General features: G+C 73.1%; 14 protein-coding genes. 7 read left to right on the top strand and 7 right to left on the bottom strand.

Annotated features, from left to right (window positions below):
• Nucleotides 1–5 precede the first annotated feature (5 nt).
• From ACZCLJ_RS09825 to ACZCLJ_RS09810, 4 genes are all read right to left on the bottom strand, one after another.
• Nucleotides 6–497, bottom strand: a complete 492-nt coding sequence (locus ACZCLJ_RS09825; RefSeq protein WP_463106306.1) for a MarR family winged helix-turn-helix transcriptional regulator — start codon at nucleotides 495–497, stop codon at nucleotides 6–8.
• 148 nt (nucleotides 498–645) lie between these two features.
• A complete protein-coding gene (locus tag ACZCLJ_RS09820) occupies nucleotides 646–2,364 on the bottom strand; it encodes an MDR family MFS transporter (protein ID WP_463106305.1) in 1,719 nt (572 codons plus the stop codon).
• Nucleotides 2,361–2,912 carry a MarR family winged helix-turn-helix transcriptional regulator gene (locus tag ACZCLJ_RS09815; RefSeq protein ID WP_463106304.1) on the bottom strand — a complete coding sequence of 184 codons (552 nt, stop codon included), beginning with the start codon at nucleotides 2,910–2,912 and terminating at the stop codon, nucleotides 2,361–2,363. Before ACZCLJ_RS09815 ends, ACZCLJ_RS09820 begins: the two co-directional genes overlap by 4 nt.
• A gap of 153 nt (nucleotides 2,913–3,065) precedes the next feature.
• Nucleotides 3,066–4,514 carry a sugar porter family MFS transporter gene (locus ACZCLJ_RS09810; protein ID WP_251152470.1) on the bottom strand — a complete coding sequence of 483 codons (1,449 nt, stop codon included), beginning with the start codon at nucleotides 4,512–4,514 and terminating at the stop codon, nucleotides 3,066–3,068.
• 276 nt (nucleotides 4,515–4,790) lie between these two features.
• Between ACZCLJ_RS09810 and ACZCLJ_RS09805 the strand changes: the two genes are divergently transcribed.
• The 5 genes from ACZCLJ_RS09805 (at nucleotide 4,791) to ACZCLJ_RS09785 (ending at nucleotide 8,682) form a co-directional block, all read left to right on the top strand.
• Nucleotides 4,791–5,390 (top strand): hypothetical protein, encoded by a 600-nt coding sequence (locus tag ACZCLJ_RS09805; protein WP_251152660.1) that lies wholly within the window; start codon nucleotides 4,791–4,793, stop codon nucleotides 5,388–5,390.
• A gap of 514 nt (nucleotides 5,391–5,904) precedes the next feature.
• Nucleotides 5,905–6,525: a DUF47 domain-containing protein gene (locus tag ACZCLJ_RS09800; RefSeq protein ID WP_251152469.1), complete on the top strand. Its 621-nt coding sequence runs from the start codon at nucleotides 5,905–5,907 to the stop codon at nucleotides 6,523–6,525.
• A gap of 5 nt (nucleotides 6,526–6,530) precedes the next feature.
• Nucleotides 6,531–7,538 carry an anion permease gene (locus tag ACZCLJ_RS09795; RefSeq protein ID WP_463106303.1) on the top strand — a complete coding sequence of 336 codons (1,008 nt, stop codon included), beginning with the start codon at nucleotides 6,531–6,533 and terminating at the stop codon, nucleotides 7,536–7,538.
• A gap of 92 nt (nucleotides 7,539–7,630) precedes the next feature.
• Complete coding sequence (locus ACZCLJ_RS09790; RefSeq protein ID WP_463106302.1) at nucleotides 7,631–8,263, top strand: hypothetical protein; 633 nt, start codon at nucleotides 7,631–7,633, stop codon at nucleotides 8,261–8,263.
• Nucleotides 8,248–8,682 (top strand): hypothetical protein, encoded by a 435-nt coding sequence (locus tag ACZCLJ_RS09785; RefSeq protein WP_463106301.1) that lies wholly within the window; start codon nucleotides 8,248–8,250, stop codon nucleotides 8,680–8,682. The genes ACZCLJ_RS09790 and ACZCLJ_RS09785 overlap by 16 nt, the downstream gene beginning before the upstream one ends.
• A gap of 118 nt (nucleotides 8,683–8,800) precedes the next feature.
• Here the strand turns inward: ACZCLJ_RS09785 and ACZCLJ_RS09780 are convergent, their stop codons facing one another.
• From ACZCLJ_RS09780 to mshD, 3 genes are read right to left on the bottom strand one after another with little or no spacing between them, the layout of a single operon-like run.
• Nucleotides 8,801–9,838 carry an NUDIX hydrolase gene (locus tag ACZCLJ_RS09780; protein ID WP_251152466.1) on the bottom strand — a complete coding sequence of 346 codons (1,038 nt, stop codon included), beginning with the start codon at nucleotides 9,836–9,838 and terminating at the stop codon, nucleotides 8,801–8,803.
• Nucleotides 9,839–9,845: 7 nt separating this feature from the next.
• The gene (locus tag ACZCLJ_RS09775; RefSeq protein ID WP_463106300.1) at nucleotides 9,846–12,104 is read right to left on the bottom strand and encodes an RNA degradosome polyphosphate kinase; all 2,259 of its coding nucleotides are present in this window, start codon (nucleotides 12,102–12,104) and stop codon (nucleotides 9,846–9,848) included.
• A 43-nt stretch (nucleotides 12,105–12,147) separates the two neighbouring features.
• The gene (gene mshD / locus ACZCLJ_RS09770; protein ID WP_463106299.1) at nucleotides 12,148–13,203 is read right to left on the bottom strand and encodes a mycothiol synthase; all 1,056 of its coding nucleotides are present in this window, start codon (nucleotides 13,201–13,203) and stop codon (nucleotides 12,148–12,150) included.
• 144 nt (nucleotides 13,204–13,347) lie between these two features.
• Here mshD and ACZCLJ_RS09765 point away from each other — a divergent pair, with 144 nt between their 5' ends.
• Both ACZCLJ_RS09765 and ACZCLJ_RS09760 read left to right on the top strand, forming a co-directional pair.
• Nucleotides 13,348–14,718: an amidohydrolase family protein gene (locus ACZCLJ_RS09765; RefSeq protein WP_463106298.1), complete on the top strand. Its 1,371-nt coding sequence runs from the start codon at nucleotides 13,348–13,350 to the stop codon at nucleotides 14,716–14,718.
• A gap of 35 nt (nucleotides 14,719–14,753) precedes the next feature.
• Nucleotides 14,754–15,485 (top strand): ABC transporter ATP-binding protein, encoded by a 732-nt coding sequence (locus tag ACZCLJ_RS09760; RefSeq protein WP_463106393.1) that lies wholly within the window; start codon nucleotides 14,754–14,756, stop codon nucleotides 15,483–15,485.
• Nucleotides 15,486–15,523: the final 38 nt, after the last annotated feature.

The raw sequence follows: 15,523 nt of genomic DNA, 5'->3' as shown, positions 1-15,523 counted from the left end.
CGGCGTCACCGCGTGGCGTTCCAGCGCACGACGTCCTCGGAGTAGCGGTGCAGGAGCCCCGCGAGCGTCGCGACGTCGTCGCGCTCCCACCCGGCGAGCGCCTCGGTGATGGACTGGACCCGGCCACGGTGGGCGGCCTGGAGACGTGCCGCGCCGTCGGGGGTGAGCGTGATGAGCTGGCCACGCGAGTCGTCGGGGTCGACCTCGCGCGCGACGAGCCCGAGCGAGTGCATGCGGCTGAGCTGGCGGGAGATGGTCGCCCGCCCGACGCCGAAATGCGCCGCGAGGTCGGAGCCCCGGACGCCCGGGCGGTCCGCGATGTGCGCCAGGATCGGGTAGGCGCTCGCCTCCAGACCGGGGTGGATCCGGCGCGCCATGGCGGCGGCCGCCGCCCCGGCGCGGCGCAGCAGGATGCGCAGCTCGCGCTCGAGGTCGACGTACGCGACGTCGGGCTCGGTCGACGGGGTGGCGCTCGGGGCAGGCGTTTCGGCGGACACAGGCCCATCATGGCGGCAAGGGGGAGGAAAGGTCACGATCGTTCGGCAAACCTCACCCTGCTGGACACCTGACCAGCACGTCGAGTGCATGAGAAATGCGGCCCCGAATCGTCTCGGGACCGCATGTCTCACGCACTCGGAGCCCGGGTCAGCGCGACGGCCGAGCCGTGGCCTCGTCGTCGACGACGCCACCGGGCGCCCACGCGTCGACGAGCGTCGACTCGGCCTCCTCGACGAGGGTGACCCGTCCAGGCGTGGAGTCCACGGGCGCGTCGTCGGCGTCCGCCGACGCAGCCGCCTCGCGCTCGAGCCGCTCCTGCAGGCCCGTCTTGGTGCCGAGCGGCACCTCCTTGAGGAAGGCCACCGCGATCAGCGCGACGAGCGCGAGCGGCACCGCGACGAGGAAGATCTCGGCGATCCCGTCGCCGTACGACTTCTCGACGAGGTCCCGGAGCGGCGCGGGCAGGGTCGCGACGTCGGGCACCGCGCTGCTGCCGCCCATCGAGTCGGCCGGGACGCCCATCGCGGTGAGGCCGGACCGGATCGACGACGTCACCGTGCTCGCGAGCACCGCACCGAGCACGGACACGCCGATCGCACCACCGAGCGTCCGGAAGAACGCCACGGTGGACGACCCGGCACCCATCTCCTCGACGGCGAGCGTGTTCTGGACCGCCAGGACCAGGTTCTGCATGAGCATGCCCATCGAGGTGCCGAGCATGAACAGGTAGAGGCTCACCAGGACGAAGCTCGTGTGGTAGTCGATCGTCGACAGCGCGAGCAGGGACACGGTGAGCAGTGCGGCACCGGAGACCATGATCGTCTTGTACCGGCCGGTCCGGGTGATGAGCTGGCCGAACAGCGTCGACGCCACGAACGTGCCGATGATCATGGGGATGGTCAGGAGGCCCGACTCGGTCGGCGTCTTGCCGCGCGCGACCTGCATGTACTGGCTGAGGAAGACGGCAGTGCCGAACATCGCGACACCGACCGCGACCGACGCCACGACCGCGAGGACGAACGTGCGGTTCTTGAACAGGTGCAGCGGGATGATCGGCTCGGGGGTGACGCGCTCGACGAGCACGGCGCCGACGAGCGCGGCCAGGGCACCGCCGACCATGAGGAAGGTCTGCCACGAGAGCCACTCGAAGTTCTGGCCCGCGAACGTGACCCAGAGCAGGAGCGTGGCGACGCCGACGCTGATGAGGACGGCGCCCCAGTAGTCGATGCGCACGACCCTGCGCGCCATCGTCGGCAGGTGCAGCGTGCGCTGGAGCACGACGATCGCGGCGATCGCGAACGGCAGGCCGACGAAGAAGTTCAGGCGCCAGCTCACGGTGTCGGTGAGCACGCCCCCGAGCAGCGGGCCGCCGATCTGGCTGACGGCCATGATGCCGCCCATGAGGCCCATGAACTTGCCGCGCTCGCGCGGGGAGATGATGTCGGTGATGAGCACGGTCGCGAGCGCCATGAGGCCGCCGGCGCCGATGCCCTGGAAGGCGCGGAGCGCGATGAGGGTCTCGACGTTCTGCGACAGCCCGGCCAGCGCCGAGGACACGACCGCGACCACCAGGGCGACCTGGATGAGGACCTTGCGGTTCGTGAGGTCGGCGAGCTTGCCCCAGATGGGGGTCGAGATGCACATCGCGAGGAGGGTCGACGTGACGACCCAGGTGTAGGAGGACTGCGACCCGTCCAGGTCGCTGACGATCTTGGGCAGCGAGCTCGACACGATGGAGCTGGCGAGGATCGCGACGAACATGCCGAGGAGGATCCCGGAGAGGGACTCCATGACCTCACGGCGGGTCATCGTGGTCTGCCCGGCGGACGCGGGTGGCGTCTCGGCGGAGGTGGTGGCACTGGTCATGCGGGGGTGCTCCTCGGGGGTGCTGGCGGTGCGGGGGAGGTCGGGGGTGGCGTGGCGTGGCCGGAGGCGGCGTGGGCCGCCGCGACCGCACCGGTCACGCGGTCGATCTGCTCGGTCGCGGCGACGATCTCGTCGGTCGACCAGTCGGCGAAGGTCTCGGCGCTCATCACGTCGATCAGGGCGAACGAGCGTCGGACGACGTCGTGCCCGGCGTCGGTGAGCGCGACGGTCCGTGCGCGCCGGTCGTCGTCGTCGACCGAGCGCAGGACGAGGCCGCCGTCGACGAGGTGGCTGACCTGCCGGCTCGCGACGGACAGGTCGACGCGGAGCCTGGCCGCGACGTCGCCGAGCTGGACGGGGCCGCAGCGGTCGAGCATGCGCAGGACGCCGAGCGACGCGCGCGGGATGTCGAGGTCCCGCGCGATGCGCACCGCGCTCTCCCGCTGCACGCGCGCGAGGTCGTCGAGCGCGCGGACGAGCCCCGAGGTCGGGGTGCGGTCGGGGGAGGTGGTGGCTGCGCCGTCGGGCGCGAGGGTGGTGACGGGCACGGTGACTCCTTGGTTGCTGCAGGCAAGCATACGCGATGCAGTTGCTTGCAGCAACCATCAGTCGTCGTGGGCGACTCCCGGACGCGGCGAGCCCGGGGCCGCGGGGCACAGGGTGCCGCGCGACCCCGGGCTCGTCGGGGTGGTCCGGACGGGTCAGCCGTGTCGGGCAGCCGCCTCGTTGCCCATGTCCTCGAGCTCCATGCCCTTGGTCTCCGGGACCTTCGAGAGCACGAAGACGAACGACAGCGCCGCGAAGATCGCGTACATGAGGTACGGGATGGTCGCGCCGAACGCATCGAGCATCGGGGGGAACGACAGGGTGATCGCGAAGTTCGCGAGCCACTGCGCCATCGCCGCGACCCCCAGCGCGGCGGCGCGGATCCGGTTCGGGAACATCTCGCCGAGCAGGACCCAGACCAGGGGCCCCCAGGACGCACCGAAGAAGACGACGAACGCGTTCGCGGCGACGAGGGCGATCGGAGCCCACGGGTCGGGCAGCGTGATGTTGTCGCCGCTCCCGCTCGCCTGCGTGAAGGCGAGCGCCATGATGCCGAGCGAGAGCGTCATGCCGGCCGAGCCGATCAGCAGGATGGGGCGGCGACCGACCTTGTCCACGAGAGCGATCGCGATGAACGTCACGGCGACGTTCGTCACCGACGTGATGGTCGAGACGAGGAACGACTGGCTCTCGTCGAACCCGACGGCCTGCCACAAGGTCGTCGAGTAGTAGAAGATCACGTTGATCCCGACGAACTGCTGGAACACCGACAGCAGGATGCCGACCCAGACGATCGGCTTGAGCCCGAAGCTCGAGCCCTTGAGCGAGCCCTCCTGGGCGTTCTTCTCGTCCACGGCGATCGAGCGGTGGATCTGCGCGATGCGGTCGTCCACGTCCTCGTCCGGCCCGAGCACCGACGCGAGCACGTCCCTCGCCTCCGCGTCGCGGCCCTTGGCGACGAGGTAGCGGGGCGACTCGGGGATGCGCATCGCCAGGATCCCGTAGACCGCGGCGGGGATCACGCACACGAGGAACATCCACCGCCAGGCCTCCCAACCCAGCCACAGCTCGTTGGCGGCTCCGCCGGCCGTCTCCGCGAGGAGCTGGTCGGACAGCAGCGCCGCGAAGATGCCGACCGTGATCGCGAGCTGCTGGAGCGAGCCCAGGCGGCCGCGCAGCTTCGCCGGGGCGATCTCGGCGATGTACGCGGGGGCGATGACCGACGCGATGCCGATCCCCACGCCGGCCATGAACCGCCAGAGCGCCAGGTCGAGCGCCGACCACGCGATCGCGGAGAGGATCGACGAGGCGAAGAACAGGATCGCGCCGAACACCATGACGCGCGTGCGCCCCCACCGGTCGGCGAGCTTGCCGCCGGACCACGCGCCGAGCGCGCACCCGAGGAGCGCGATCGCGACCACGAGGCCGGTGACGGCCGCGTCGAGGTCGAACTGCCCCTCGATCGCGGCGACCGCGCCGTTGATGACCGAGCTGTCGAACCCGAAGAGGAAGCCACCGACGGCGGCGGCGAACGCAAGACCGATGGCCTTGCGGTGCGCGCTCTTCGCGGTGACGGTCTGGTGACCTGCGGCGTCGCTGGACATGGGTTCCCTCCGGTCGCTCACGGGCCCTGCCGCGGACCCTTTCGTCACTGTAGGGCGGCCTGTCCGACCCGGCGCGCCGAAGTGGCACGCCCTCGCAGTGGTCTCCGCGACACCCGTCGCGGGCACGTGACCGACGGCGGTCCGGTGCAGACTGGGTCGGTGCCCGACGTCCCAGACCTCCCGCCCGAGCGTCCTCGTGAGCCGTCCCCCGCCGTGCCGGAGGGCGTCCCCGACCCCGGCCGCCCGGACCGCACCGTGCGCCCGCGGCGCCCCGCGATGCTCGACCCGCGCGACGCCGACGAGCTCCCCGGCGAGCTCGACCCCGCGCTGCGCGAGGAGGTCGCGCACACCACGGCGCACGCCATCGTCCACCAGGCCCGCGACGCGGAGGACCCCGAGGTCGTCGGCAGGCTCGTCCACCTCGTCGAGACCGAGGGGCTCGACGTCGTCGCGGCGCTGTGGGCGGACGCGCCGCCCAACTCCCTGCCGGGCGCGCTGTGGCGGCTCTACGTGCTGCGCGAGTGGGTGCGGCGCGACCCGCAGACCGTGACGCTGCGCTACCGGCTGGGCGTCGACGTCGCCCCGGTGCACGAGGCGATCGCCGGCGTCCCCCGCCCGCCCGAGCCGCAGGACCTGCTCGAGCTCGCCGACGCGGTGCTCTCGGGGGTCTTCGCCGGAGACCTCGCCGTCGCGCTGGAGCGCGCGGCCTCGTTCTGCCGCATCCTCGCGACCGGGGCGGCCTTCGACGCCGACGCCCGCGAGGTGGTCGACCCGGACGGCGCACTGCGCACGACCCGCGGTGCGTCGTCGCTCCAGCGGACCGCCGAGGAGCTGGAGCACGCAGCGACGCTGTGGCGCGCGGACCGGCTGGACTGACCGCTCGCCCCCGCACGTCCGTGGCCGGCTCGCACGCCGGCCGGGGGAGTCTCGCGGTGCGCGAACACGCACCCGTCCGGGTTCCCGTGCCGGGCACCGGCACGTACGATGGACGACGACGCCGGGCCGCGGTAGCCCCGGGCTCCACACTCAGCCGCTACGAGCGGCCACGCGCCGAGAGGCGCTCCCGGTCCGGCGTCGCTCCGTGGCCGCGCGGCCCGCGACGAGGCGGGCGGCGTCGGCGTCCCTTTCCCGACGGAATCCGTGCGGGACCTCCGCCCCGGCGTGGGCAGGCCGTGCGGCACCTCGTGGCGGACGCACAGGGACCAGTGCGGGAGCACGGCTCGCGGTCGGCTACATTTGACGAGAGTTCGACCCGTGTTCACCCGTACCACACCTGCAGCACCCCTCGAGACTCATCGCCGCAGTACCGACAGCGCTCTCGACGACACGGACGACGAGAGCGTTCCGACACCGCGCCGAACCCGACCCCGCCCCACCTCCGGAGCCTCCCGTGCGCCTGCGCCTGACACCGCGCGACACCTCGTTCTTCGATCTCCTCGCCGCACTGGCGCAGCACCTCGTCACCGGTTCCACGCTCCTCGCCGAGCTGCTCGGCGCCGACCGGCCGACCCGCAAGGTCCTGGCGAAGCAGCTCAGCGAGACCGAGCACCTCGCGGACGACGCGACCCACTCGATCATGCGTCGCCTCAACCAGACGTTCGTCACCCCGTTCGACCGGGACGACATCTACGCGCTGGCGTCCGCGCTCGACGACTGCATGGACTACATGGAGGAGGCCGCCGACCTCATCGTCCTGTACAAGGTCGAGGCGTTGCCGGCGCGGGTGTCCGAGCAGGTGCAGGTGCTGCAGCGCGCGTCGGAGCTCACGGCGGAGGCGATGCCGCGCCTGCGGTCGATGAGCGACCTCGCCGAGTACTGGGTCGAGGTCAACCGCCTGGAGAACCAGGCCGACAAGCTGCACCGCAAGCTGCTCGCCGAGCTGTTCGACGACGTGGCGGACCCGATCCTCCTCATGAAGCTCAAGGAGATCGTCGAGATCCTCGAGGAGGCCGCGGACGCGTTCGAGAAGGTCGCGAACACGGTCGAGACCATCGCGCTCAAGGAGTCCTGAGAACGGTGGGTAGCGAGGTCGTCCTCGTCGTCGTGGTCGTCGCGTTCGCGCTGGCGTTCGACTACACCAACGGGTTCCACGACGCGGCGAACGCGATCGCGACGTCGGTCTCCACGCGGGCCCTGACCCCGCGGGCCGCGCTCATCATGGCGGCGGTCTTCAACCTCATCGGCGCGCTGCTCGGCACGGCCGTGGCGCAGACCATCGCCGAGGACATCGTGGCGGTGAACGACGTCCCGCCCCACCAGGGCCTCGTGATCGTGCTGTGCGGGCTCGTCGGCGCGATCACGTGGAACCTCATCACCTGGTGGCTCGGGCTGCCGTCGTCGTCGACGCACGCCATCATCGGCGGGCTCGCGGGCGTCGGGATCGCGTCGGGCATCACCGTGCACTGGGACGCGATCCTCGACAAGGTCGTGCTGCCCATGATCTTCTCGCCGCTCATCGGCTTCGGCCTGGCGTTCGCGCTCATGGTGGGCGTGCTGTGGATCTTCCGGAACGCGGCGCCCGCGAAGGCGTTCCGCCGCTTCCGGATCGCGCAGACCGCCTCAGCCGCGGCGATGGCCCTCGGCCATGGCCTGCAGGACGCGCAGAAGACGATGGGCGTCATCGTGCTCGCGCTCGTCGCGGGCGGGTTCCAGGACGACAACACCATCCCGCTGTGGGTCAAGCTGTCCGCCGCGACGGCGATCTCGCTCGGCACCTACGCGGGCGGGTGGCGCATCATGCGCACGCTGGGCCGCAAGATCATCGAGCTCGACCCGGCACGCGGCTTCGTGGCGGAGTCCGTGGCGTCGCTCGTGCTCTACGCCAACGCGTTCATCTTCCACGCGCCGGTCTCGACGACGCACACGATCACGTCGGCGATCATGGGCGTCGGCGCGACGAAGCGGCTCTCGGCCGTCCGCTGGGGCGTCGCGAAGAACATCGGCGTGGCATGGGTCCTCACCATCCCCATGGCCGCCCTCGTGGCCGCGGTCATGTACTGGATCCTCAGCCCGATCCTCCTCTGATGCGACGTGTCAGGGCGAGGGATCACCGGGGTGGCCCACGGCCCTGACACCCACGGTGCGCCACGAACGTGTCAGGACGGGGGGTCACCGGGGTGACCCGTGGTCCTGACCGCTCCGGGCTTCGTGGCCGTGCACAGGCTCCGGACGTAGGGCCCCGTCCACAGGCCGGTCGTCGTGCCCGACGGCGCAGCCTCCACCGCCGTCAGACTCACCCCGCGACCGGCTCCCGCGACGTCGACCGCCTCCCCGGCTTCTCCCGGCTCGTCGCCGCCCAGGCGTACGTCGCCACGCGCACCCAGCTCCGTGCGCTCGGCATCACGTCGCGGCACGTCGCCACCCAGCTCGCCGCACACCGCTGGACCGCGGTGTCGAGCGACGTCGTCGTGCTGCACAACGGGCCTCCCACGGCCGAGACCGCGCTGTGGACCGCGGTCCTGTGCGCCCCCGACCCCGTGGCGCTCGGCGCGTGGACGGGGCTGGCCCGCCACGGTCTCGTGGGCTGGGCGCGGCCGGACATCCACGTCGTCGTCGCTCGCGGCGCGACGGTGGCGAGGCGGTCGGGCGTCGTCGTGCACGAGTCCCGGCGCCCCGCGCCGGAGGACATCGTGCGTGTCGACGGGCTACCTGTGCACCGGGTCGAGCGGTGTGCCGTCGACGCCGCTGCCTGGCAGGCCTCGCCGCGCACCGCCGTCGGCTGCTCGCGGCCGTCGTGCAGCAGCGGCTGACCACGGCCGACCGGCTGCACGAGCAGCTCGACCGCGTCGGCAAGGTGCGCTTCCACCGGCTGCTGCGCGCGAGCCTCGCGGACGTCCGAGGCGGTGCCGACGCCCTGAGCGAGATCGACCTCGTGCGGCTGTGCCGCGCGCACGGCCTGCCCGAGCCGTCCCGCCAGGTGCGCCGGCAGGACGCGCGCGGCCGGACGCGCTTCCTCGACGCGGAGTGGCGCCTGCGGGACGGGCGACGCCTGGTCGTCGAGGTCGACGAGGTCGGGCACATGGAGGTAGGCCGCTGGTACGACGACCTCCTGCGCGACGCCGAGCTCGGTCACGACGACCGCACGACGGCGATCCGGCTGCCGGCGGCGGCGCTGCGGATCGAGCCGCTGCGCGTCGTCGCGATCCTCGCGCGGCACCTTCTCGCGTGAGCGTGCGCGACGTGTCAGGACCGCAGGTCACCGGAGTGGCCTGTCGCCCTGACACGTTGGCGCACGCCGTGACGTGTCAGGGCGAGGGGACACCGGGGTGATCCATGGCCCTGACAGGTCAGTGCAGGGGCGGGGCGACCTTCTCCGCCGCGACGACGCGAGGCCCCTTCGGCGTGTGCGCGACGTGCGCCACGATGACCTCGCCCGGCTCCAGGTAGGGGTCCTGGGTCGGGAGCGCGTTCGCGACGGCGCGGCGTGAGTGCTGGCCCAGCACGTCGAGGACGGTCGGCAGCACCGGCCGGTGCGTGCACAGCACCGTCGACCGCTCCGTCTCGAGCAGCTCGCGCACGGTCCGGGCGACCCGCCCCGGGGAGCGCTCGTGCTGCGCCTCGCTGAGGTGCTCGCTGCTCACGGTCGCGAGGTGCGCGGCGCTCGCGTACGGCGCGATGGTCTGCGCGCACCGGTCCCACCGGCTCGTGACGACCGCCTCGACGCCGTAGGCCGCGAGCACCGGGACGAGGGCCATCGCCTGCGCGTGCCCGGTCGGTGTGAGCGGACGGTCCCGCTCCTCGCCGTGCCACACCCCGCGCGTCATCGCCTTGCCGTGCCGGGCGATGACGACGACGTGCGTCGCGAGCCGCCCCTCGTCCCGTTCGCGCACGAGCGCGTCGAGCGGCGTCCGGTCGGCGTAGCGCGTCAGCCGGCGCGCGGCGTCCTGGACCGGGAGCCACGCGGACGCGTCGATCTCCTGCGGCGAGACCGGGGGGACCGGGGCCCGCGCGGCGAGCGCGCCGGCGTCCCGCGTGCGCGACGCACGGCGCGCTGCCCAGTAGTGGACCCGCTTCACGCGGCCCTCGGGAGTGAGGTACTGCAGACCCGGCAGCGGCACGCCCAGGACCACGGGCTTGCCCGTCTCCTCGGCCACCTCGCGGGCCGCGGCGGCCTGGAACGTCTCGCCCGGGTCGAGCTTGCCCTTGGGCCAGGACCAGTCGTCGTAGCGCGGGCGGTGCACGAGCCGGACCTGCAGCTCGCCCCCCTGCACGCGCCACACGAGCGCACCGGCGGACTCGATGACGGGCGCGTGCTCGACGTGCGTGGGGCCGAGCGCAGGGCGCAGCGGGACGCCCGGTTGCACCGCGGCGGGCGGGACTCCCATCCGCGGCTCACCGTCTCCCGGCGAGACGGCGGCGCTGACGGCTCACCAGGCTCGCCTGCAGGTCGACGAGCGGCCGGTCGTCGGGACCGGCGTCGGGGCGGTGCCACGTCCCGTCCGCGTCGAGGTGCCACGAGGCCGTCGTGTCGGCCGTCGAGGTGTCGAGCAGGTCGATCAGCTCGCGGACCTGGTCGGGGTCCGTGATGCGCACGAGCGCCTCGACGCGGCGGTCGAGGTTGCGGTGCATGAGGTCGGCGGACCCGATGAAGACCTCCGCGCCGCTCTCGGGCCCCTCACCGATGGCCGGGCCCGCGGAGTTCGCGAACGCGAAGATGCGGGAGTGCTCGAGGAACCGGCCGAGGATCGAGCGGACCCGGATGTTCTCGGACAGCCCCGGGACGCCGGGCCGGACCGCGCAGATGCCCCGTACGACGAGGTCGACCTTCACGCCCGCCTGGGACGCCCGGTAGAGCGCGTCGATCGTGGCCTCGTCGACGACGGAGTTCACCTTGATCTTGACCCAGGCCTCGTGGCCGTCGCGCGCCGCCGCCGACTCGCGCTCGATGCGCTCCACCAGTCCCGTGCGCACCGTGCGGGGCGCCACGAGGAGCCGGTGGAACCGGGACTGCGGCGCGTAGCCGGAGAGCTGGTTGAACAGGCGCGTGAGGTCCTGCCCGACGTCCGGGTCGCACGTCAGCAGGCCGTGGTCGGTGTACAGCCGCGCGGTCTTCGGGTGGTAGTTGCCCGTGCCGACGTGGCAGTACCGGCGCAGGCCGTCCGACTCCTGCCGGACGACGAGCGACAGCTTGCAGTGGGTCTTGAGCCCGACGATCCCGTAGACGACGTGCACGCCCGCCTGCTCGAGCTTGCGGGCCCAGGAGATGTTCGCCTCCTCGTCGAAGCGTGCCTTGATCTCGACGAGGGCGAGGACCTGCTTGCCCGCGTCGGCGGCGTCGATGAGCGCGTCGACGATGGGGGAGTCGCCCGACGTGCGGTACAGCGTCTGCTTGATCGCGAGGACCTTCGGGTCGGCGGCGGCCTGCTCGAGGAACGTCTGCACCGAGGTCGAGAACGAGTCGTACGGGTGGTGCAGCAGCACGTCGCGCTCGCGGATCGCGGCGAAGACGTCGGTCGGCGACGCACTCTCCACCTCGGCGAGCACGCGGTGCGTCGTCGGGACGAAGGGCGGGAAGTGCAGGTCCGCACGGTCCAGGTCCGCGAGGAGGTTGAGCCCCGTGAGGTCGAGCGGCTCGGGGAGCTCGTACACCTCCTCCTCGACGACCCCGAGCTCCCGCACGAGCAGCGCGCGGATGCGCGGGCTGATGCCGTGCGTGAGCTCGAGCCGCACCGGCGGGCCGAAGCGGCGGCGCAGCAGCTCCTTCTCCATGGCCTGCAGGAGGTTCTCGGCGTCGTCCTCCTCGACCTCGACGTCCTCGTTGCGCGTGACCCGGAAGGTGTGGTGCTCGCGCACCTCCATGCCCGGGAAGAGGTGGTCGAGGTGCTGGGCGATGACCTCCTCGATCGGCACGAACGAGGTGGGGCCGCGGTCGGCGGCCCCCGTCTGCGACGTCGGTGCCGACGGGCGACCCCGCGCGTCGACCGCGATGAACCGCGGCAGCAGCGGCGGCACCTTGACGCGGGCGAAGTGCTCCTTGCCCGTCGTCGGGTTGGCGACCACCACCGCGAGGTTGAGGGACAGCCCCGAGATGTACGGGAACGGGTGCGCCGGGTCGACGGCGAGCGGCGTGAGGACCGGGAAGATCTGCTTGCGGAAGTACTTGTGCAGGCGCTCCTGCTCGCGCGTCTCGAGCTCGTCCCAGTGCACGAGCGTGATGCCCTCCGCGGCGAGCGCGGGCTGGACGTCGTCGGCGAAGACGCTCGCGTGGCGCGCCATGAGCTCGTGCGCGCGCTCGCTGATCGCGTCCAGCACCTGGCGCGGGGACAGACCGGAAGCGGCCGTGACCGCGATGCCCGTCGCCATGCGGCGCTTCAGGCCGGCGACCCGCACCATGAAGAACTCGTCCAGGTTCGACGCGAAGATCGCGAGGAAGCGCACACGCTCCAGCAGCGGCTGCCGCGGGTCCTCCGCGAGCTCGAGCACGCGCTGGTTGAACGCGAGCCAGCTCAGCTCGCGGTCCGCGAAGCGGTCGTCGGGCAGCGGCGCGCTGTCGACCGGCGCGATCTCCAGCTCCGGCTCCTCGGCGATGTGCTCGGCGATGTGCGCCGCGAGATCCGGGTCGAGCGTGCGCTGGGTGGACGTCTCGGTCATGGGTTCATGGTGGCACCAGTTGGTGAACGGTGCGTGACACGGGTCACCGGCCGGTCGGTCGGCCCGCCCTCGGCGCGGCCGCGTACTGCACGTCGGCGGTGCGGCGCACGAAGCCCGCGCGCTCGTAGGTCCGGACGGCGGGCGCGTTGTCCCCGTCGACGTAGAGGACCGCCTCCCGCGCGCGCGCGCGGGCCAGGTGAGCCAGCCCGACGGCGGTCAGCAGGGTCCCGAGGCCGCGCCCCTGCGCGTCGGGGTCGACGCCGACGACGTAGATCTCGCCCTCCGCGGGTGGCTCGGTCGGCCCGCCGGCCACGGCCGGGTCGGGAGCGGTGCCCGTCGGGATCTTCGTCCAGACGAAGCCGACGACGGCGCCGTCCGGCCCGGCGGTCCCCCCGCTGACGGACCCGGTGTCCTCGAGCAGGTAGAGCCCCGCGGCGTCGAACCAGTCCTCGTCCACCCGCGCACGCAGGTCGGCGACCGTGAGGCGCCCCTGCTCGGGGTGGTGCGCGAACGCGCGGGCGTTGGCGCGGACCCACGCCGCGTCGTCGGCTCCGGGGACGAACGTGCGCAGGCGCAGGTCCGGCGGTACGTCGGGGAACGGGTGCTCGTCCGGGCCGCCCAGGGGCCGGGCGAGCACGAGCAGCTCGCGCACGGGCACGAACCCCGACCGCGCCGCGAGCGCCCGGGCCGCGGGGAGGTCCCCGTGGGCCCACACGTGCAGCGCGGCCCGGTCGTCGTCGTGCCGGGCGTCGTGCTGCCCGTCCGGCGGCACGACGTCGCGACGCTCCTGCGCGCGGGCGGTCGCGCTCGCGAGCAGGTGGAACCCGAGGCCGTGGCGTCGGTGCTCGGGCCGGACGACGAGCTCGGCGCTGGGGACCGGCCCGCGGCGGTCCACCTGGGCGTAGCCGGCGAGGTCGCCGCGCCACCAGGAGAGCAGGTGGACGACGTCGTCGTCCGCCTCCCGCAGGTTGAGCAGCGGCTGCTCCGAGAGCGGAGCGATGCCGTCGGCCCGCTCGGCCGCGGCGGCGAGCTCGCGCACCTGGGCGATCTCGACGTCGTCGATCAGCGGTCCGGGGTGCCAGAGGATCGAGGTGTCCACCACTCCATCCTGCCCGTCCTCGTCGCGTTCACACACCCGCGCCCCGACGGTTACGCGGCCGAAACAGGCCCCGCCTAGCGTTCTCGATGTTCCTCTGATCAACATTTTCTGCGAGGTCGTCCACACGACGGAGAAGGAGGCGGTGTGCACCACGACGAGGCAGCGGTCCTTCCGGTCGGCGCGCCCGACGGCGGCGCGACGCTCGCGGGCGCGGACGTCACCGGCCTGCTCGGCGTCCGGACGGTGGACGGCCGCACCGTCGACGTCCGGATCGCCGACGGACGCGTCGTCGCGGTCTCGGCCACCGCGACCCGGGACGCGGTCGCTGTGCCCGGGCTGCTCCTCGACGCCCGCGGCTGGCTCGCGCTGCCCGCCGCGTGCGAGCCGCACGCACACCTCGACAAGACCCTCACGGCCTCGCGCCTCGACCCCGGTGGGGGCGAGGACCTGGTCGGCGCCGTCGCGCGCTGGCGCGAGCTCGCACCGGGCATCGACGGTGCCGACGTGGCCGACCGTGCGCGCCGCGCCGTCGAGCGCTACGTCGCGCGGGGCATCACGACGATCCGCACCCACGTCGACGCTCCTGCGGTCGGGGACCCGCTGCGCATGCTCGACGCCCTGCTCGGTCTGCGGGACGAGCTCGCGGGCTCCGTCACCCTCCAGGTCTGCCTGCTCGGCGGCTCGCACACGAGCGACGCCGTCTACGCGGAGGCCGTGGCACGCGGCGTCGACGTCCTGGGCGGCTGCCCCCACCTCGCGCCCGACCCGGCGGTCGAGATCCGGCGCGTCCTGGACCTCGCGGAGCGCACCGGGCTCCCGGTCGACCTGCACGCCGACGAGCAGACCACCCTCCCGGCGGGCGGGCTCCTCGACGTCGAGGACGTCGCGCTCCAGGTGATCGCGCGCGGCCTCGAGCAGCGCGTCACGGCGAGCCACGCCGTCCGGCTCGGCGCGCTGCCGCCCGAACGGCTCGTCCCGCTCGTCGACCTGGTGGCGCGGGCCGGGCTCGGGGTCGTCACGCTCCCGATCACGAACCTGTACCTCCAGGGCCGCGACGCCACGCATCTGGCCCCGCGCGGGCTCACCGCCGTCCGTGCGTTGATCGACGCAGGCGTCCCTGTGGCCGCCGGGGCCGACAACGTCCGCGACCCCTTCAACCCCGTGGGAACCTGCGACCCCTTCGAGACGACGTCCCTCCTCATGACGGCCGCGCACCTCACGGCCCGCGAGGCGCTCGACGCCGTCACCGCAGGCGCACGCACCGTGCTCGGCCTGCCGCCGGCAGGCGTGGCGGTGGGGGAGCGGGCCGACCTCGTCCTCGTCCCCGACGCCGCGCTCGGCGAGGTCCTCGCCGGTGGCGAGCACGCGCGCGTCGTCCTGAGCGGCGGGCGCGTGGTCGCGGACACGCGCGTCACCCGCGCCCTCGCGCTCGACCCCGTCGCGACCCGGCCCACCGACCCGCACTCCCGGGATGCCGCGCCCGCGGCCCACCGGCCCGACCAGCTCGTGAGGTGACACCAGTGAGCACCACGACCACGCGACCCCGTTCCATGACGCGCACGCTCGTGCTCGACGACGTGACCAAGCAGTTCGCCACCGGCACCGTCGCGCTCGAGGACGTGAGCCTGAGCGTCTCGGCGGGGGAGTTCGTCTCCGTCGTCGGGCCGTCCGGCTGCGGCAAGTCCACGCTGCTGCGGCTCGCGTCCGGGCTCGACGACGTGAGCGGCGGCAGCATCGAGGTCAACGCGCACTCGACGTCGTACGTCTTCCAGGAGGCGACGCTCCTCGAGTGGCGCAGCGCGCTGCGCAACGTCGAGCTCGTCGGCGAGCTGCGCGGTGTCGGCAAGGCCGACCGGCGGCGGGCCGCGCAGGAGGCGCTCGACCTCGTCGGGCTCACCGGGTTCGAGAAGCAGCACCCGCGCCAGCTCTCGGGCGGCATGCGCATGCGCGTCTCGATCGCCCGGGCGCTCGTCGCCGAGCCCGACCTCGCGCTCTTCGACGAGCCGTTCGGCGCACTCGACGAGATCACCCGCCTGCACCTGCAGACCGAGCTCCAGAGGCTGTTCGCCCTCAAGGAGTTCGCCGGGCTGTTCATCACCCACTCGGTGTCCGAGGCCGTCTACCTGTCCACGCGCGTCCTCGTGATGAGCGGCCGTCCTGGTCGCATCGTGGCGGACATCCCCGTGCCGTGGGCCTACCCCCGCCCGCCGGAGCTGCGCTTCGAGCCCGAGTTCGCCGCGCTGACCGGCGAGGTGTCCGCCGCCCTCGGGGAGCACTCGTGAGCGTCCCCGTCGTGAAACCGCCCACTGACCCGCCGGTC

The sequence above is a fragment of the Cellulosimicrobium sp. So1_17 genome (genome assembly GCF_055181235.1).
The sequence above is the reverse complement of the archived record's forward strand: the minus strand, read 5'-3'. Positions and strand labels throughout refer to the sequence as shown.